Annotated in this window: 20 protein-coding genes; 14 read left to right on the forward strand and 6 right to left on the reverse strand. The window is 62.2% G+C overall.

Annotated features, from left to right (window positions below):
- Positions 1-10: 10 nt before the first annotated feature.
- The 7 genes from AC4P1R_RS02980 to mnhG are packed head-to-tail and all read left to right on the forward strand — an operon-like array spanning position 11 to position 5961.
- Positions 11-2386, forward strand: coding sequence for a putative monovalent cation/H+ antiporter subunit A (locus AC4P1R_RS02980; protein ID WP_492177398.1), 2376 nt, complete (start codon positions 11-13; stop codon positions 2384-2386).
- Positions 2383-2802 carry a Na(+)/H(+) antiporter subunit B gene (locus tag AC4P1R_RS02985; protein WP_151610953.1) on the forward strand — a complete coding sequence of 140 codons (420 nt, stop codon included), beginning with the start codon at positions 2383-2385 and terminating at the stop codon, positions 2800-2802. Before AC4P1R_RS02980 ends, AC4P1R_RS02985 begins: the two co-directional genes overlap by 4 nt.
- The gene (locus AC4P1R_RS02990) at positions 2802-3179 is read left to right on the forward strand and encodes a Na+/H+ antiporter subunit C (protein ID WP_151610954.1); all 378 of its coding nucleotides are present in this window, start codon (positions 2802-2804) and stop codon (positions 3177-3179) included. Before AC4P1R_RS02985 ends, AC4P1R_RS02990 begins: the two co-directional genes overlap by 1 nt.
- A 7-nt stretch (positions 3180-3186) precedes the next feature.
- Positions 3187-4746, forward strand: a complete 1560-nt coding sequence (locus tag AC4P1R_RS02995) for a Na+/H+ antiporter subunit D (RefSeq protein WP_151610955.1) — start codon at positions 3187-3189, stop codon at positions 4744-4746.
- Complete coding sequence (locus AC4P1R_RS03000; RefSeq protein ID WP_151610956.1) at positions 4743-5219, forward strand: Na+/H+ antiporter subunit E; 477 nt, start codon at positions 4743-4745, stop codon at positions 5217-5219. Before AC4P1R_RS02995 ends, AC4P1R_RS03000 begins: the two co-directional genes overlap by 4 nt.
- A complete protein-coding gene (locus AC4P1R_RS03005; RefSeq protein WP_151610957.1) occupies positions 5216-5602 on the forward strand; it encodes a cation:proton antiporter in 387 nt (128 codons plus the stop codon). The genes AC4P1R_RS03000 and AC4P1R_RS03005 overlap by 4 nt, the downstream gene beginning before the upstream one ends.
- Complete coding sequence (mnhG, locus tag AC4P1R_RS03010; RefSeq protein ID WP_492177400.1) at positions 5602-5961, forward strand: monovalent cation/H(+) antiporter subunit G; 360 nt, start codon at positions 5602-5604, stop codon at positions 5959-5961. Before AC4P1R_RS03005 ends, mnhG begins: the two co-directional genes overlap by 1 nt.
- Positions 5962-6081: 120 nt before the next feature.
- Here the strand turns inward: mnhG and AC4P1R_RS03015 are convergent, their stop codons facing one another.
- Entirely contained in the window at positions 6082-6303 is a 222-nt protein-coding gene (locus tag AC4P1R_RS03015; RefSeq protein WP_192803739.1) for a hypothetical protein, read from the reverse strand.
- Positions 6304-6360: 57 nt separating this feature from the next.
- Here AC4P1R_RS03015 and mucR point away from each other — a divergent pair, with 57 nt between their 5' ends.
- Positions 6361-6792 (forward strand): exopolysaccharide biosynthesis transcriptional regulator MucR, encoded by a 432-nt coding sequence (mucR, locus tag AC4P1R_RS03020; protein WP_069460488.1) that lies wholly within the window; start codon positions 6361-6363, stop codon positions 6790-6792.
- A gap of 243 nt (positions 6793-7035) precedes the next feature.
- On the opposite strand, the gene AC4P1R_RS03025 is transcribed toward mucR, so the two are convergent.
- Positions 7036-7458, reverse strand: a complete 423-nt coding sequence (locus AC4P1R_RS03025) for a SufE family protein (protein ID WP_492177716.1) — start codon at positions 7456-7458, stop codon at positions 7036-7038.
- A 200-nt stretch (positions 7459-7658) separates the two neighbouring features.
- On the reverse strand, positions 7659-8093 hold the full coding sequence (locus AC4P1R_RS03030) for a DUF5330 domain-containing protein (protein ID WP_151610958.1): 435 nt from the start codon (positions 8091-8093) through the stop codon (positions 7659-7661).
- 584 nt (positions 8094-8677) lie between these two features.
- On the opposite strand from AC4P1R_RS03030, the gene AC4P1R_RS03035 reads away from it, so the two are divergent.
- The 3 genes from AC4P1R_RS03035 (at position 8678) to AC4P1R_RS03045 (ending at position 11724) form a co-directional block, all read left to right on the forward strand.
- Positions 8678-10258, forward strand: a complete 1581-nt coding sequence (locus AC4P1R_RS03035; protein ID WP_492177717.1) for a sensor histidine kinase — start codon at positions 8678-8680, stop codon at positions 10256-10258.
- Positions 10230-11216, forward strand: a complete 987-nt coding sequence (locus tag AC4P1R_RS03040) for a peptidoglycan-binding domain-containing protein (protein WP_492177401.1) — start codon at positions 10230-10232, stop codon at positions 11214-11216. The genes AC4P1R_RS03035 and AC4P1R_RS03040 overlap by 29 nt, the downstream gene beginning before the upstream one ends.
- A 157-nt stretch (positions 11217-11373) precedes the next feature.
- Positions 11374-11724, forward strand: coding sequence for a DUF1491 family protein (locus AC4P1R_RS03045; protein WP_069460492.1), 351 nt, complete (start codon positions 11374-11376; stop codon positions 11722-11724).
- 205 nt (positions 11725-11929) lie between these two features.
- Here AC4P1R_RS03045 and AC4P1R_RS03050 read toward each other — a convergent pair whose 3' ends face one another.
- Entirely contained in the window at positions 11930-13003 is a 1074-nt protein-coding gene (locus AC4P1R_RS03050; RefSeq protein ID WP_492177718.1) for a DUF2336 domain-containing protein, read from the reverse strand.
- A 247-nt stretch (positions 13004-13250) separates the two neighbouring features.
- Here AC4P1R_RS03050 and AC4P1R_RS03055 point away from each other — a divergent pair, with 247 nt between their 5' ends.
- The 3 genes from AC4P1R_RS03055 (at position 13251) to AC4P1R_RS03065 (ending at position 14768) form a co-directional block, all read left to right on the forward strand.
- Positions 13251-13877, forward strand: coding sequence for an SH3 domain-containing protein (locus tag AC4P1R_RS03055; protein WP_069460493.1), 627 nt, complete (start codon positions 13251-13253; stop codon positions 13875-13877).
- 125 nt (positions 13878-14002) lie between these two features.
- The gene (locus AC4P1R_RS03060) at positions 14003-14287 is read left to right on the forward strand and encodes a hypothetical protein (protein WP_069460494.1); all 285 of its coding nucleotides are present in this window, start codon (positions 14003-14005) and stop codon (positions 14285-14287) included.
- A 310-nt stretch (positions 14288-14597) separates the two neighbouring features.
- The gene (locus AC4P1R_RS03065) at positions 14598-14768 is read left to right on the forward strand and encodes a hypothetical protein (protein ID WP_165614749.1); all 171 of its coding nucleotides are present in this window, start codon (positions 14598-14600) and stop codon (positions 14766-14768) included.
- A gap of 159 nt (positions 14769-14927) precedes the next feature.
- Here AC4P1R_RS03065 and AC4P1R_RS03070 read toward each other — a convergent pair whose 3' ends face one another.
- Positions 14928-15476 (reverse strand): DUF1254 domain-containing protein, encoded by a 549-nt coding sequence (locus AC4P1R_RS03070; protein ID WP_069460496.1) that lies wholly within the window; start codon positions 15474-15476, stop codon positions 14928-14930.
- Entirely contained in the window at positions 15469-16056 is a 588-nt protein-coding gene (locus AC4P1R_RS03075; RefSeq protein WP_069460497.1) for a DUF1214 domain-containing protein, read from the reverse strand. Before AC4P1R_RS03075 ends, AC4P1R_RS03070 begins: the two co-directional genes overlap by 8 nt.
- Positions 16057-16147 lie beyond the last annotated feature (91 nt).

The raw sequence follows: 16147 nt of genomic DNA on the forward strand, positions 1-16147 counted from the left end.
TGGCAAGGCGATGGACATGGCGGCCCTGACATTTCTGGCCCTCGGTCTTCCCTTTTTCGCGGCGCTCGTCGCGCCGGTGTTGGCGCGTCTGCTCGGCCACAATGCCGCGTGGGTCCTGGCGCTCGCCCCGGCAGGGGTTTTCGCGCATTTCCTGCGTTTCGTCCCGGATGTCGGAAACGGCGAGGTCGTGACCGGCGGCTATGCCTGGATACCGTCTTTCAATGTCAGTTTCTCCTGGCTGGTCGACGGACTATCGCTGACTTTCCTGCTACTGATTTCGGGGATCGGGGCACTGATCGTGCTCTATTCGGGCGGCTATCTGAAGGGCCATCCGCACCAGGGCCGCTTCTTTTCCTTCATCCTGATGTTCATGGGATCGATGCAGGGTCTCGTCGCATCGGACAGTTTCCTGATGCTGTTCGTTTTCTGGGAGCTGACGTCGATCACATCCTTCTTGCTGATCGGCTTCGATCATCGCCGCGAGGCGGCGCGCCGCGCCGCGCTGCAGGCCCTGGTCGTGACCGGGGGCGGCGGGCTGCTGCTGCTTGCGGGGCTGCTGATACTGTGGAACGTCAGCGGCGTTACCCAATTCTCGCTGCTCCTCTCCTTCGGCGCCGAGCTCAAGCAAAGCCCGTTTTATCTGGCGGCGCTCCTTCTCGTGGTCGGCGGCGCCTTCACCAAATCGGCACAGTTTCCCTTTCACTTCTGGCTGCCGAACGCCATGGAGGCGCCGACGCCCGTATCGGCCTATCTGCATTCGGCCACGATGGTGAAGGCGGGCGTTTATCTGTTGATGCGGCTCAACCCGGTTCTCGGCGGCACGCCGGAATGGCAGGTGATCTTGCCGCTTTTCGGCGCCGCCACGCTGATGGCGGGCGCTTTGCTTGCCGTGCGCCAGACGGATCTGAAGCTGATGCTCGCCTATACGACCATGTCGTCTCTGGGCCTCCTGGTCATGCTGACGGGTCTCGGTCTGCCGTACGCGATCGAAGCGGCGACCCTCTATCTGGTGGCGCACGCCCTGTTCAAAGGCGCCTTGTTCATGGTGGCTGGCATTATCGACCATGAGACTGGCACGCGCGATCTCACCCGGCTCGGCGGCCTCCGGTCGGCTATGCCGCTGACCTTTGCAATCGCGCTCGCTACGGCGCTTTCGATGGGAGGGCTGCCGCCCTTCTTTGGTTTTCTCGCGAAGGAGGAGATTTATGCGGCGCTGTCCGGCTTCGAGCTTCGCTCCGCGACCTTTGCCCTTCTTACCATCTTCGCCAACGCGCTCATGTTCGCGGTTGCCTTCGCGATCGCACTGATGCCGTTCCTGGGTCCGAAGGTCGGCACTCCGAAGCACCCCCACGAAGCGCCTGTGCTGCTGTGGCTCGGCCCGGGTATCCTGGCTCTGGCCGGGCTGTCGATGGCGCTGATGTCCGGCCTTGCACATCGAATGGTTTCTTCGCCAATGGCCTCGGCGATCGCCGGCACGCCGACGCCCGTGAACATCTCGTTCGTGCCGCATATCGGCGTGCCGCTCCTTCTTTCCGGCATGACCGTCGCCGCGGGTATCGTCTTTTACCTCAACCTCGCTCGGCTGCGCGGGGCAATGGCAACGATCCTTGCCGGGATCGGCTGGGGACCGGACCGGGGCTTCGACCAGTTCATGCGTGGTCTGGTGCGCTCCGCCGTGGCCGTGACCCGTCGGGTGCAAGGCGGTCGGCTCGACGTCTACATGACGGTGACCTTCCTGCTGGTCGCCTTCGTGCTTCTGGCCATTCCCTTCCACTATGGCGAATTCCCGCGTGCGCCCTTCTTCGCCGCGGATGTTCCCCTGCACGAACTTGCGATCATGACGATCGCCGTCGCCGGGCTCGTTGCGATGATGATTGCGCCGGACCGGCTGACCGCCATCGTTTCGCTCGGCATACAGGGTTTCGCCGTCGCCATGATCTTCCTGCTCTATGGCGCGCCAGATCTCTCCTTCACCCAATTCATGATCGAGACCCTGTCGGTCGTCGTTCTCGCCCTCGTCATGACCCGGCTGCGGCTGTCACCGTCGGACCATAGGCCATGGCGCGAGAAAGTGCCTGACTTCGCGCTCGCGCTTGCCTGCGGCACCGGCTTTGCCCTTCTCCTACTACGCGTCACCGGCGTGCCCTTCGATGCGAGCCTGACAGCCTTCTTTAACGAATATTCGAAGGCGATCGCGCACGGGGCGAATGTCGTCAATGTCATCATCGTCGATTTCCGCGGCACCGATACGCTCGGCGAAATCACAGTCGTGATGATTGCCGGATTGGCCATTCTTGGGCTCGTGCGGCTGAGGGCCGGCGCGCTCAAGCGCCCCGCCGTCGCCGAAGTCGTCGTTGAGGACGAGGATGTGGAGGAACGGGTATGAAGTCGGTAATCTTCCGCACGTTGGCGCCGTTCCTGGCCAGCCTCATGATGCTTTTTTCCGTCTTCGTCTTGCTGCGCGGCCATAATGAACCGGGCGGCGGCTTCATCGGCGGGCTCATCGCCGTTTCTGCGTTGGCGATCTATGGTATCGCCAACGGAGTCCAGACGGTGCGGCGCGCCATCTACTTTCATCCGATGGCGATCGCGGGCGCCGGTCTTTTCGTTGCGACGATCGCCGGTATTGTTTCCGTGGCCGTGGGCGTCCCATTCATGACTGGATTATGGATCTACCCGTCCTTACTCGGCGTCGAGGTCCCGCTTTCCACGGTCATGCTGTTCGACACCGGCGTTTATCTGGTCGTCGTCGGCGCCATCAGCTCGGTCGCGTTGTCGCTCGAAGAACGGGGAGGGGAGTGATGGAGGCCTGGTTTGCCCTGCTGGTCGGCGTCTTTTTCACCGTGGCCGTCTACCTGATGCTTTCGAAGTTCATCATCCGCGTGCTTCTGGGCGTCGCGGTTCTCGGAAACGCCGTCAATCTGCTGATATTTACCGGTGGCCGTCTGACGCGCGAGGTGCCGCCGGTCATTGCCGGTGATGCCGAAGTGCTGGCCGGACCCGCCGCGAATGCCCTGCCGCAGGCGCTGATCCTGACGGCTATCGTCATCTCCTTTTCTTTCTTCGCCTTCCTGCTTGTTCTTTCCTGGCGGGCCTACGACGATCTCGAGACCGACAATACGGATGAGATGCGCGTCGCCGAGCCGATGAACGAGCCGGCGCCGCCGCTGGGATACTGACTGCGATATGGCTGCTTCGACCGCCCCCTCCGTTGACCTCTCCGCCGCCCTCGTCCTGGCGCCGCCGACCGCAGCCGAGTGGCTGGTGGTCCTGCCCGTCGCCTGGTGCCTGACGCTTGGAGCCCTCCTCGTGATGATGCGTCGCAATATCGGCCTCCATCCGGCGATCACGATCGTCGGGCTGACCGGGCTGGTGGGCATCGACGCGCTGCTCCTCCTCGAGATCATGCGCAACGGTCCCATGACCATGGTCATGGGACGCTGGCTTCCCCCCTTCGGGATTGCGTTCACGGCCGACCTGACGGGCGCGCTTTTTGCGCTCGTCGCCGCTCTGGTCGCACTTGCCGCCGGCATCTTCTCTATCGCCGATATCAACGACAGCGGCCGGCGCTACGGCTTCTACCCGTTGCTGATGGTGCTAATGGCGGGCGTCTCGGGAGCCTTCCTGACAGGCGACATCTTCAACCTCTATGTCTGGTTCGAAGTTCTGCTGATCTCCTCCTTCGGCCTTCTCGTGCTTGGCTCGGAACATGAGCAGATCGACGGAACTGTGAAATACGGCTTCCTCAATCTCGTTGCGACAACGCTGTTCTTGGTCGCAACCGGCTACCTCTACGCAATCTTCGGCACTCTCAACATGGCCGATATCGCGCGCAAGGCGGAGGGGCTGCGCAGCAGCGCTCCGCTGATGACGCTGGCGGGGCTCTATACCCTGGCTTTCGGCATGAAGGCGGCGGCATTCCCAGTCAATTTCTGGCTCCCCGCCTCCTACCATACTCCGCGCGTCGTGGTCTCGGCACTCTTCGCGGGCCTGCTTACAAAGGTCGGCATCTACGCGCTGATACGCGTCATGGTTATGCTGTTCCCGGTTGAACGGGAGGAAATGAGCTTGCTACTTGCCGTAGCCGGCTCCCTGACGATGATCGTCGGCGTTCTCGGGGCGCTCGCCCAGTCCGATTTCCGTCGCCTGCTCGGCTTTCTTGTCATCGCGGGAATCGGTTCGATCCTCGCCGGCATTGCCGTCGGCGGCCCGGGCGGCATCGGCGGCGCCATATTCTACGCCCTGCATTCGATGCTCGTCATGACCGCGCTTTATTTCGCATCCGGCATCGCCATGCGTCTCGGTGCGAGTGCTTCGATCGTCACGCTCGCCGGTCTTTATCGCCGTCATGTCGGGTTTGCCGCACTCAGCCTGATGCTGTGCTTCGCCGTCTCCGGGCTGCCGCCCTTTTCCGGCTTCTGGCCAAAGGTCATGCTGGTGAAGGCGGCGCTCGATATCGGCGCCTGGTGGCTCGCCGCGGTCCTGCTGCTTGCCGGCTTCCTCACCACAATCGCCACCGGTCGTCTTTTCCTGCTGGCCTATTGGCGCGACGGAGCGGCAGCGGTCGGCGAGACGGCGCCGCTGCCCGCATCGACGCTGGGACCGCTTGCCGCCCTCACCCTGCTGACTTTGGTACTCGGCCTTTATCCTGAGCCACTGCTTGCGACGATCCAGGAGGCGGCGGCGGGGCTTGCCGATCCGTCCGCCTACGGAGAATCGGTCTTTCCGGAAGGGTGGCCGCAATGAAGTTCCTGGCGACCAACCTGATCCTGACTGTCATCTGGGGCGCCATCAGCGCCAGTTTCACGCCGGCCAACCTCCTGCTCGGCTTTGCTGTGGGGGCACTGTCGCTCTGGCTGATCCGCCGTGAACTGCAGCCCGTCACCTATCCGATCAGACCCTTGCGGCTGGCGCTTCTGCTTGCCCTGTTCTTCAAGGAACTTGCCGTCTCCGCGACCAAGGTCGCAATCCTTGTGACCCGCAAGAAAATGGCGCTCAAGCCCGGGATCTTCGCCTATCCGCTCACCGTGAGGAGCGATTTCGAGATTTCCCTGCTTGCCAATCTCATCACCCTTACGCCCGGCACGTTGTCCGTGGATGTCTCCGAGGACCGCAAGACGCTTTATGTCCATGCATTGGATTGCGCCGATCCGGGCGCATTGCGACTGGATATTTCGCGCGGCTTCGAACGGCGCATTCGGGAGGCTTTCGAACGATGATCTCCGATTGGATCCTGAATGCGGCCACCAGCCTTTCCCTGGCGGTCTTGTCTGCTGCCCTGCTCGTGACGCTCGTGCGCATCGTCCGCGGACCGACCTTGCCGGACCGGGTGCTTGGTCTCGACATGCTGGTGGCGATTGCCATCGGCTTCATCGCGGTGATCGCCGTCAAGACCGGCTTCAGCCTCTATATCGATATCGCGATCGCCCTCGGACTTGTCGGCTTTCTCGCCACCATCGCACTGGCGCGCTTCATCCTGACGCGCGGACTGGCGCCGGAGCGCGAAGCCAGGATGCCGACGGCGTCAGCTGGCGCCAAGCCCGCTCCGAAACCGATAAAGACAGGACGGCCGAACCGCCGCAAACGCAAGGGAGGACGCTGATGGGCGGACAGATCAACGCCATCGTTACGCTGCTCGTCGCTCTCATCATGGTCGTGGGCGCCGGGTTTTCGCTGCTGGCCGGCGCCGGCATAGTCCGGTTTCCCGATCTGTATACCCGCATGCATTCGGCGTCGAAGGCGGGCACCGTGGGTTCCGGCCTGCTGCTTTTCGCCGCCGGGCTGCATTCGCTCGATCCCGCGATCTTCGCGCGTGCGCTTGCAGCCTTTGTTTTCTTCGTGCTGACGGCGCCGATCTCGGCGCATCTACTGGCCAAGGCCGCGCATCAGGCAGGTTACAGGATGTCGAGACTATCGGTGATAGATCAGCTGCCGCAAAAGGAAGAGGCGCGCGGCCTTTGAGCGGCGCCGTTTCTGTCCCTTTATTTCCGGCAATTTCGGGCGTGACGGCCAAATTAGTGGCCTTGAATAGATTTGCTGGCGGTAGATGAAAATTATGTTTTGACATTTCCTAGATCAGTGTTAATCCACTATATGAAAAGTGTCGTCGCTGATAAATACTTTGAACTGAAATTCCAGCTTGGGTTGTGATTCTTCCTTGTTGCTTTGAGGCGTAGGCCAGCTCGGCGCCTTGGTGACGTTTCCAATCGCGACCGGAGCCTTGATGTTGCGGCGGAGCCGGCTTCCCCTGCAATGACCGTCCAGTTTCAAATGGCAAGTGAGTTCGGCGGCATTTTCTAACATGTTTCCTCCTGAAACGTCGTTTCAGGATATGTTGCTGAGTTCCGATAGGAGAAGAAGATGACAGAAACCACGCTCGGTACGAGCAACGAACTTTTGGTAGAGCTGACGGCGGAAATTGTAGCGGCCTATGTCAGCAACCACGTAGTTCCGGTTGCCGAGCTTCCGACGCTGATCGCCGACGTTCATTCAGCGCTCAACAACACAACCGCTCCGGCGCCGGTGGTTGCTCCCGTTGAGAAGCCGAAGCCGGCGGTATCGGTCCGCAAGTCGGTGCAGGACGATCAGATCACCTGCCTCGAATGCGGCGGCACCTTCAAGTCGCTGAAGCGCCACCTGATGACCCACCACAATCTGTCGCCGGAAGAATATCGCGAGAAATGGGACCTGCCCGCCGACTACCCGATGGTCGCTCCCGCCTACGCGGAAGCCCGTTCGCGTCTGGCCAAGGAGATGGGCCTCGGCCAGCGTCGAAAGCGTCGCGGCAAGTAAGAGCTCTATCAAATCGGCGCCGATTGCTGCGGCCGGTGAAGCTTATATTGCGAGTTCAGGCCGGGCTGCTTCAGTCCGGCTTTTTGCTTTAGTCTACAGCGCCGAGCGTCCTATCGGACGCGCAAAGGTCGCTGTAGTACTTTGAATTGCTGCATGTCCTTGAATCGAGGTCAATTTACATGCAGTAGGAGCGGCGCGTGTCGTATCAGACGCGGGATGGTGGCTGGCGCAGGTGCAACGGCATCACGCAGGCAGGCGCGTCTCGGCCTCACTCTTGATCCGCCGTACCATGGAGCGCAAACCATTGGCGCGCTGGGCCGACAGATGTTCGATGAGACCGATCTTACCGAAGATCTCGAGAGCATCGATGCTGGCGATTTCGGAGGCGCGCTTGCCGGAAAAGACGGCGAGCGCGATCGCCACGAGGCCGCGGACGATGTGGGCGTCCGATTCGCCGTGAAAAGTGAGCACCGGGTCTTCGGGATCACCCGCCGCTTCGGTCACCAGCCAAACCTGGCTCGCGCAGCCCTGAACCTTGTTCTCGCTCGTTCTCAAGGCCTCCGGCATATCGGGCAGACCCTTGCCCAGCTCGATCACATAGCGGTAGCGGTCCTCCCACTCGTCCAGGAAGGCGAAATCATCGATGATCTGGTCAAGGGAAGTCATGGCCCGTCCGATATTGGCGTTCTGCGCGCGCCGAAGGATGCGATTCCACTCGATCCTTCGGCCGCTCGCCGGGGATCCATCCCTCATATAGGGGATGCCGGCCGCAAAGAGAACAGTCAAGGCCCATTCAGTTCTCCACGCCTGACTGCGGCGCGGTCCATCGCGCCAGCCGGCACGACATTGCCTTGCGAATGCGGCTGTTACCTGGTGCCCGCCGCCCTCGGATGGAGACGCGGTTCCGGGACCGGCATCCGCTTGAAGCCCGGCATGGCTTCATGCGCTGTCTTTGCGGTTGCGTCATCTTCGACCGGGCCAACGGTGCCGGTCATGACCATGGCATCGGGTGCCGCATCCGTCCCGGCAAACTGGGTGTCCAGGAATTCATAGGCGATCCGCGCCCCCGTACGGGCGCGATGACCGAGCGCGACGAAGGTTTCCGTACCCTTTGCGCAGACATCGGGTTTCTCCGCGCAGATCGCGCTCACATAGCGGATCGCTTCGTTGGCTGCGGAGAAGGTGTCTCCGATCTCGATCGTCGGCCCCTTGTCGAGCTTTGCCCTGCTCGAGGGATCGAGGAACGGAAGAAGAACCAGCACCAGCGAAAACCAGAATGTCGCCTTTACGAGAAACCACATGGTCCGACTATCCTCTGTTCGCTTGTCGGAATTTGCCGCTTTCGGCATCATCGATCAAGCCATCCTTGCGTCATGTTCGGGGCCATCTGCATTCCGCTCATGTCACGGGATCGACCGTAGAACGGGAATCACAAGGCTGGTTTTCAAAAACCGGTTGGATTTGTCTCGAATTTTAAGAAAGTGTACAATTTTGACGTGCGATGCAACCGGATGTCTCGCATTTTAACGATCGCCGTTAAGCTTCGTGGCGAACCGCACGAGGCAATTGTCGGCTCTGCGGGCCTCAGCACCGTCACGCCTTGCCCAATTGGTTAACAAGAACCGGAAAATCCACCAAAATCCGCTGCTTACGCCCCGTTAACCACAACAGATAAAGCTCGGTGGAATTGCTTCAAATCGAGAAATTTCCGCCGTTTCCGCGGGCCTTTCGGGATACGCGCTTATTCTTTCATTAAGTCGGGAATGCGAGATTCGAAGCATAAAGAGGTGCGCCGGACACCGGCCCGGCAAAACGCGGCAGGGCCCCGGAAGCGCCTCGCAAAACAACAATGACGGCAGGGTATGGCGTGAGCGTATTGCGTGACATGGCTGGCAGGTGGGCATCCCGCTTGGATAAGGCGGCCGCACCTCGAATGCTGCGCCGTTCGAACGGATCCGCCGTCGCTGATCGTGACCTCCGGCGTCTGCGCGCCGTCGCCGCGGTTTCCTTGACCGCTCTGCCGATCGTGCCACTCGCCCTGATGGCAGTCTTGCCGGTTTCCGCGGCGTTGCCTGCGGGAACGGCGCTCTGGGCGTCAGCATCGCTTCTGGCGGCAGCCGCGGCCCTGGTCGGTGGACGCAATGCATATGTGTCCGTCGGGGCCGAGGCGTCCCTCGCCGGCGCCACGCCTGATCTGTCGGGCGCATACGATCTTTTCGCCGGTCTCGTCACTGTGCACGATCCGCGCGGCAATGTCCTGTCGGTTCACGGTCGCGACGCGGCCGAACACCTGAAGTCGCTGCGAGATCCTCGCGGCCGCGGGTTCCTCGAGCAGATCCACGTGTCCGATCGCCTCACCTTCCTCAGGGCAATCGATGCACTGCGCCAGGACGGGGGGCGTTCCGCGGTTGATATCCGGCTGGAACGGCCCTCGGTGAGGGCCGAAGGCGCGCAGTTCGTGCATATGCACTGCGAGATGGCGCCCCTGCGCGATGCCGAGGGGCGTCTGGTGGCGATCGTCGCCCAGTCACGCGACGTCTCCGACGAGGCCCGCTTGCGGGAGGAGGCCACCGAGAAGGCGGCGCATGCGGAATCGGCGAACGATGCGAAGACGCGCTTCCTGGCGGCAGTGAGTCACGAATTGCGCACGCCGCTGAACGCTATACTCGGCTTCTCGGATGTCCTTGCCGGAGAGTATTTCGGCAAGCTGGAGAATGACCGGCAGCGTGAATATGTGTCGCTGATTCATCGTTCCGGGACGCATCTTCTATCTGTCGTCAATACGATGCTTGACGTGAGCAAGATCGAGGCCGGCCGTTACGAGCTGTTGCCGGAGCCCTTCCCGGTCGCAGATGCGATCGCCGCATGCGAAGCGATGCTCTCGCACCAGGCGCAGGAAAAGGGCGTGAGGCTGACGAGCCGCGTGACGCGCGCAGTGGGTGAGATCAATGCCGATCAGCGCGCCTTTCAGCAGATCCTGATCAATCTTATCGGCAACGCGATCAAGTTCACCGACTGCGGCGGGCTGGTGACGATCGACGCGGAAAGAGACGGCGCAGCGCTGAAGCTGACCGTCAGCGACACCGGCATCGGCATAGCCGAAGACAAGCTCCAACTTCTGGGCCAGCCTTTCGTCCAGATTCAGAATGATTATACGCGCCGCTATGAAGGGACTGGCCTCGGGCTTTCCCTGGTGAAGGGGCTGGTCGAGTTGCATGGCGGCAGTTTCTCCATCCGCAGCGCCGAGGGCAGGGGAACGGTCGTCATTACCTCCATTCCCTGCGATGGTTCAGGAATTGCGGAGCGCGAGCAGGCGGGCTCTCCCGTTACGGTGGAGTTCCCGCCGAAACTCAGGGTGCGTGGCGAAGACAGGAGCGCTCCGGGACAGGCACTCGCCGCTGCGTCCAGGAGCGAGAGAACGAGCAAGGAAGGGGGACATGGCTCCGCGCAAGCGAAAACAGCCTGAGCGGAAGAGGGCGGCACGGTCGCAGCAGGGTTTCGCGCTCACGGGGCTGGCACTCGCCGGCCGCGGCCTGGGTCGCGTCATCGTGTTTGCCGGGCGGGCGGTCGCGCGCCATCCCGTCGGCGCCGGAGGCTCGGCGGCTTTCATGGTGGCCTTCAGCTTCGTGGCAGCAAATGCCATATGGTACCAGCAGGGCACGCATCCCTCGCCGCTGTTGCACACGCGTGTCCCGCTGGTCAGTGCGGAGGTCGCGGAACGTCTTGCTGCTGCCAACGGCGTGGCTGTCGAGCCGCGCCGCGTAACGACTTTCGTTATTGAGCGCGAAGGCGAGGCAAAGCCGGAGAAGGTCGAGGATGCGATCGCTGCTGACGGAACGTCGTCGGCGAAGCGATCCGTGCGCCCTGAAGCCGAGGCTGCCGGCGATACGGGCGGCGTCGTCGATTCGGCGCTCGTCGCCGACGTCCAGAAGGAATTGGTGCGGCTAGGGTTCTATGACGATGCGCCGGATGGCCGCAGCGGTCCGAAAACCGCGGCGGCGATCGTGCGATTTGAGAAACAGGCCGGCCGAACGGAGACCGGCGCGGTGAGCCCCGAACTTCTCGCGGACCTCCTTGTGTTCGGCAAAGCCGGAGCCGCGGCCGTTACAGTTCCGGATAATCGCCCCTATGCCGATCCGAAGACGGCGCCGGCGGACACCGATCCCGTCGCGGCGGCGATCCGCAAAGCAGAGGAGGAGCAGACGCTCGTGACGCGTGCCGGGGTTCCCGCATCGAGCGAACTGGTCATGAACATCCAGAGGGGCTTGAGCAATCTCGCCTACGCCGACGTCGTCGTCGATGGCGTCGCCGGCGACCAGACGCGGGCGGCGATCCGCCACTTCGAGAAGCACTACCGTTTGCCGCAGACGGGTGAGCCAAGCGCCAAGGTCCTCAAGAAGCTGAAGGAAATCGGCGCGCTTTGATGCATGCAGCCACTCTGACTTCCAGCATGAATTGTGGTCTGATTGGACGCGGGGCGCTGTAGAGCCGTATGGCGGCTTTGGAAGAGCGTGCATAAGGAGTCGATAGGCTCCAACTCCCTCGTTTGCATCTTACTGTTGCCGCGTGTATCAGCCTCGCATGCGCCTGAAGTCCCACATCTTCGTCTCTTCGCTCATGCGCCGCGTGTTTGCGCTCGGCGGCTACGCCGCGGTCTTGCGCAAGGGGGCGGAAGAGGCGGGTGCGATTTTCGTCCGGCAGCGCACCCGTCTGGGTGGGGAGACGCTCTACGCGCCGGCCCCGCAAAATTTCTTCGAAGACGAAGGCGATACGGCGCGCCGGTTCGAGATTCGGCTGCGGGACGTCGAGGCAGAGACGATCGACAGCACTTTATCGTCGGAGATCCGCTTCGATCCGGATTGCTGGGTCGTCGAGATCGAGATCGAGGATTGCAGTGACCTGCTCGAAACTGTCAGCGATGCTGATCGCTGACGGGCGTAGATTTCGCTTAGCGCATAGGCTTGAATGACAGACCTTCGGAAAACAACGATGCGCGGCTTCAAAAACCTATAGCGTCCGTCGTCCGAAAGGACGTGCGAAGCTGACACAGCGATCTGCAATGCTGCACGTTTATCTCAACCGAGGACCATCCAAGGAGACATGCGCCAAACCGAGATGCGGCAGTGGCCCGGCCCCCTCAGCGCCGGCCGAAGGTCCGCCTGAATTGCTCGATACCGTCGCGGTCGGCAGCCGACGGGTGGGCGTCCTGTCGACGCGGGTCCGGCCTTCGATTGTCCGCGAAGTGGGGTTCGTGCCGCGCCAGACTCTGCGGACCCGGTTCGTCGGCACGCAGCCAGGACTTGACGTGCTCGACACTCGCCCGCAGGTCCAGGGCTTTGATCAGCGCATCCGCGCGCGTGCCGCCGCCGAGTCTGTCCCCCAGATGCGGGTAGAGGCAGGCCAGCAGCGATGCCATGTCGGACGACGGAAAGTCCAGTGCGGCAAGCGTGGTGGCTAATTGCTGGCCGGAAACATCCAACAGGATCCGCTCGGCCAGGGAGTCGCTTGCCCCAAGCATGTCGGCGAGGGCATTCGCGAAGAGCACCGTCTCGCCCGTTCGCGCAAACCGCACGAGCAGTGCCTGGTGGACCTCGTCGATTGCCGGAAGCTCGGAAGGAGCGGCGGTATTCGATCCGGTGCGAGCCAGCGCCTTGATTTCGTCGCGCAGCTTGTCCTCGCGCGCGACGCGGTCGACTGCGGTCCGGTCCACTGAGGGGGAAGGCGCAACTGCTGGCGCCGGGCCGGTCAACTCGCGGGTCTGCACGGAGGCAGCTGCGTTCTTATGGTGCTCGACCAGGGCGTCGATCACGGAAGCGGAGAGATCGTCACGGCGAGCAATTGCGCTCGCATGGGCCGGGCCCCGCTTGCGGATGATGGAGATGAGCATCCGATCCGAAACTGCCTTCGAACGGGTGAGGAAGCTTGCAGCAACCGAAATCGGCATGCTGCCGATGAGAAGGGCAACGGCTTCCGGGACATGGTCGCATTGCGAAAGAGCCGCCGCCGCCTGCCGGCGCGCCTCCTCGCTGGAGCCGAGGAAAAGTGGTTCGAACAGTTCGGCGAATTGCCTCATTTCGGACCGGCGCGGTTTGCGAAGGCTTTCGAAGCTGGTGACGGTCGCCATCAGCACGACGTCCTTCAGTCGGCCCTTTTGCGGCCTTTCCAACTCACGAAACCGATCCGTCACGACAAATCCTTGCACGCAATGCAGGCCATTGCCGATGGTTCGGAACGGCACACGTCTCAAAAAGTAAACTGAAAACGTTAGCGTAGCATTAACTATGGACGTTGGAGCTTTATTCAGGCTTGCGGCGTTGCGGTGGCGGGACGCAATGGCGGCAAGTGCCGCCTCCGCCTCAAAAACTCCACAAGCGGCGCTATTTCATTCCCCGGACGGTGAAAGGCCTTCGGGCCTGCCGACGGAGAAGGCCCATCGTCTTCTTAAGGGAGAAATATCTGTGAAGCATCCCTTCCTGCGGGCAGCGGCTCTCGGCGCGTTGCTCTTCATGCCGGCGATCGCCGAGGCGGCCGGAGGCATCGCAACTGCCAACGTCAATATGCGCTCGGGGCCGAGCACCCGCTATCCGGCCGTGACCGTGATACCAGCTGGTAATTCGTTGGAAATCCACGGCTGTCTGGGGGATCGGCCCTGGTGCGATGTTTCCTTCTACGGCGGTCGAGGCTGGGTCGCAGGCCGCTATGTGCAAGCGGTCTATCGCAGCAACCGCGTGCATGTGGAACCGGAATATTATCGACCCCTCGGAATTCCCACCATTGTCTTCGAGTTCGACCGCTATTGGGATCGCAACTACCGCGGCCGCGAATTCTACCGCGATCGTGACCGCTGGCGCCGGGATCGGGCTGACGACGGTCACCGGCGTGACTGGGAACGTCGAGAGGCGCGTCCAGATTGGGACCGGGATCGTCGCCGCGGCGACGACGAATGGGAGAGCAGGGCCGACGAGGATTTCTTCGAGAACCGCCGTCGCGAGCGGGAACAGTCGCGATACGAGATCCGACGCGAATCAGAGATGAGAACCGTTCGTGAATGCGAGATAGACGACTTCGCGTGTGAAATCGACTGAACGCCGATTGGGGGGCGGGCGGTGTTGTCCGCTCCCTTTGTCGGTCCGCTCTGCCTTGTGATTTCGCGGGAACCAATCCGCGCTTCGACGCGTTGACATCGCGCAAAAGGGAAGGAGCGGACGTGATGGCGGAAGAAAAGCTGGCGGCAGTGGACTCCGAATTGGATGCGGATAATCGGACGGCGGATGCACAGGCGGAACTCGAAGCACAGATTGCGGATCTCAGGACCGAGATCGCCCGGTTGACCGAGACTGTATCGGCCATCGGAAGCGGAGCGAAGGCAGTCGTGCAGGGAGAAGCGGAACTCATGACGGAGCGGGTGCGAGAGCGCGTCCGCGAGGATCCGATTTCCACACTCCTGACGGTTGCAGGCGTCGCCTTCCTGTTCGGCGTGCTTGCAAGACGCTGAGAAACGCTGACGCGCGGACGTGCTCCAGCGCCCCCCAATTCGAAGTTGGCCCAAGGCTGGTGACGCGAGACGAAGGCGCGCACCGGATTAAGACATAGTTAAATAGGGCTATGGCTCAATCGGAGCGGGCCGGCTATTATCGGGTCTCGCATCTGATGCTCCGAAGCGGACGAAATCCGGGAGAACCGGAAGAAGGAGAAAGTGAGAACGGCGTGTCTGACCGGTCGTCACCGGGACCGCGCCAGCCCGCAGCGGGCAGGGTGAAATCTGTACGGTAGTTCATCCGTCTCGTGGAAATATGGAGACGAGCATGGCAGACGTAATCAGAATGGAGGACCGCAAGGTCAAACGACCGCGTCGGCGCCCGGTGACATCGGGCAGTGCCAAAGTATTGTTCTTCACCGGCATCCGCTATGAGCGCCTCGACGGTCGCGGGCCTCAGCCGAGTGCTCCGGCAGGCAAGCACGCGAAGAAACAGTAAGAACCTGACTGCGGATGACCGTTCGCAGAGGCTGGCGGCGGGGCTAATGCTCGCTGTCTCTCCCCACCCGATGAAATCCCTCCACGGCGCCGAGCGTCCGGCGTGCAAAGCCCGATACGACCCGTTACAGTAGGTCTGCGCATCGAGCTTTCCGATTCGTCATGACCGCCGAAAGAGCTGACAGCTGGAGTCGCTCAGAAAATCGCGGACCTGTTCCTCGAAGCTGTCAAAAGGGGCGAGCGCGCGCAGAACCGCGTAGCCTTCCTCGTCTTTCATCTCGATCATGATCGATTGGGTCAATTCCTCCGGCGGCGACTTGCGCAGTTCCACCAGTTGGATCGGCGTAGCCACGATGAGATCGAGATTGCCGTTGACGGCGGTGTGGTCGTTCATGCTGAACACTTCGTTCGAGCCGCTGTCGAAGACGGAGAGCGACCAGAAAGGAACGGGACCGCGGGCAATGAAGCGGGTCGGTGCATCCGCGACCGAGAAACTGCAGACGGCCGTTCGAAGAAACGGATTGCCGCTGCGCAAGCCGGTCGGGCTGGGCTCGGCCGTAAGGGGAAAGAAACTGTCCATTTCCAGAAGGTCCAGCACGCGGGTGTAGGCGTCGCGGCCGGTGAATTGCGGCAGTGCCAGGACGATCACAATGTGCAGGAGAGCTGCACCGAACAGCCCCACGAGGATGGCAAAGAGGACGCTACGCATTGCCGCACCCGGTCTTGACGATCTTCGGCATGTCGAGATCGATCAGCCCCGACGAGCCGGCCGTCGGCGTGTCGAGCAGCGTCAATACGAGCCGGAAACTGCCCACATGCCGAAGCGCCAGCCAGTTGCCCGGCTTGGCAACGGGGGAGGCGTGGACGACGAAGCGGCCGTCCCTGGCGCGGAGCACCGTCCAGGAGTTGATCGCCGAGGGGAGGTCCGGGCTCGGCCGCAGCGTAATCCCATCGGCGGTCGTCGCATAGAGGGTCCAGAAACGAGTGGGCGGCGTGATGCCGGAAATGTCGTAGGAACAACCCGCCGAGAGCCGCTCGCCGCTGTCGTCGGTCGCCGCCGAGAACATCAGCCCCTCCGCGCTGCCGAACAGCAGCTCGCCGGTACGGGCTCGGTGCGCCTTGGCATAGGGGTCGGCAGAGGCCGTCTGTGCCGCCGGAAACGCCACCCATGGTCCTATGGCAATGGAGCCGAAGCCGACCGTCGCCCTCAGTGCCCATACGGACGAAGCGATGCCACCGCCAAAGGCGACGGCAAGTGCGACGGCGACGAGGAGGGGAACTCGGAACAAGAGGAGACTCTATTGAAAATGTGTTGGCTAACCGGCAGCTGATTCTTTTGTCCTTGCGATCTGTCCATTGGGTCCATGTTCAGGGAACCCA

The sequence above is a fragment of the Sinorhizobium sp. Y406 genome, assembly GCF_058732025.1.

Excerpts from the sequence above, each read along its gene's own strand:
- AC4P1R_RS02980 (WP_492177398.1), top strand. The coding sequence starts at position 11 with ATGGACATGGCGGCCCTGACATTTCTGGCCCTCGGTCTTCCCTTTTTC.
- AC4P1R_RS02985 (WP_151610953.1), top strand. The coding sequence starts at position 2,383 with ATGAAGTCGGTAATCTTCCGCACGTTGGCGCCGTTCCTGGCCAGCCTC.
- AC4P1R_RS02990 (WP_151610954.1), top strand. The coding sequence starts at position 2,802 with ATGGAGGCCTGGTTTGCCCTGCTGGTCGGCGTCTTTTTCACCGTGGCC.
- AC4P1R_RS02995 (WP_151610955.1), top strand. The coding sequence starts at position 3,187 with ATGGCTGCTTCGACCGCCCCCTCCGTTGACCTCTCCGCCGCCCTCGTC.
- AC4P1R_RS03000 (WP_151610956.1), top strand. The coding sequence starts at position 4,743 with ATGAAGTTCCTGGCGACCAACCTGATCCTGACTGTCATCTGGGGCGCC.
- AC4P1R_RS03005 (WP_151610957.1), top strand. The coding sequence starts at position 5,216 with ATGATCTCCGATTGGATCCTGAATGCGGCCACCAGCCTTTCCCTGGCG.
- mnhG (WP_492177400.1), top strand. The coding sequence starts at position 5,602 with ATGGGCGGACAGATCAACGCCATCGTTACGCTGCTCGTCGCTCTCATC.
- AC4P1R_RS03015 (WP_192803739.1), bottom strand. The coding sequence starts at position 6,303 with ATGTTAGAAAATGCCGCCGAACTCACTTGCCATTTGAAACTGGACGGT.
- mucR (WP_069460488.1), top strand. The coding sequence starts at position 6,361 with ATGACAGAAACCACGCTCGGTACGAGCAACGAACTTTTGGTAGAGCTG.
- AC4P1R_RS03025 (WP_492177716.1), bottom strand. The coding sequence starts at position 7,458 with ATGACTTCCCTTGACCAGATCATCGATGATTTCGCCTTCCTGGACGAG.
- AC4P1R_RS03030 (WP_151610958.1), bottom strand. The coding sequence starts at position 8,093 with ATGTGGTTTCTCGTAAAGGCGACATTCTGGTTTTCGCTGGTGCTGGTT.
- AC4P1R_RS03035 (WP_492177717.1), top strand. The coding sequence starts at position 8,678 with ATGGCTGGCAGGTGGGCATCCCGCTTGGATAAGGCGGCCGCACCTCGA.
- AC4P1R_RS03040 (WP_492177401.1), top strand. The coding sequence starts at position 10,230 with ATGGCTCCGCGCAAGCGAAAACAGCCTGAGCGGAAGAGGGCGGCACGG.
- AC4P1R_RS03045 (WP_069460492.1), top strand. The coding sequence starts at position 11,374 with ATGCGCCTGAAGTCCCACATCTTCGTCTCTTCGCTCATGCGCCGCGTG.
- AC4P1R_RS03060 (WP_069460494.1), top strand. The coding sequence starts at position 14,003 with ATGGCGGAAGAAAAGCTGGCGGCAGTGGACTCCGAATTGGATGCGGAT.
- AC4P1R_RS03065 (WP_165614749.1), top strand. The coding sequence starts at position 14,598 with ATGGCAGACGTAATCAGAATGGAGGACCGCAAGGTCAAACGACCGCGT.
- AC4P1R_RS03070 (WP_069460496.1), bottom strand. The coding sequence starts at position 15,476 with ATGCGTAGCGTCCTCTTTGCCATCCTCGTGGGGCTGTTCGGTGCAGCT.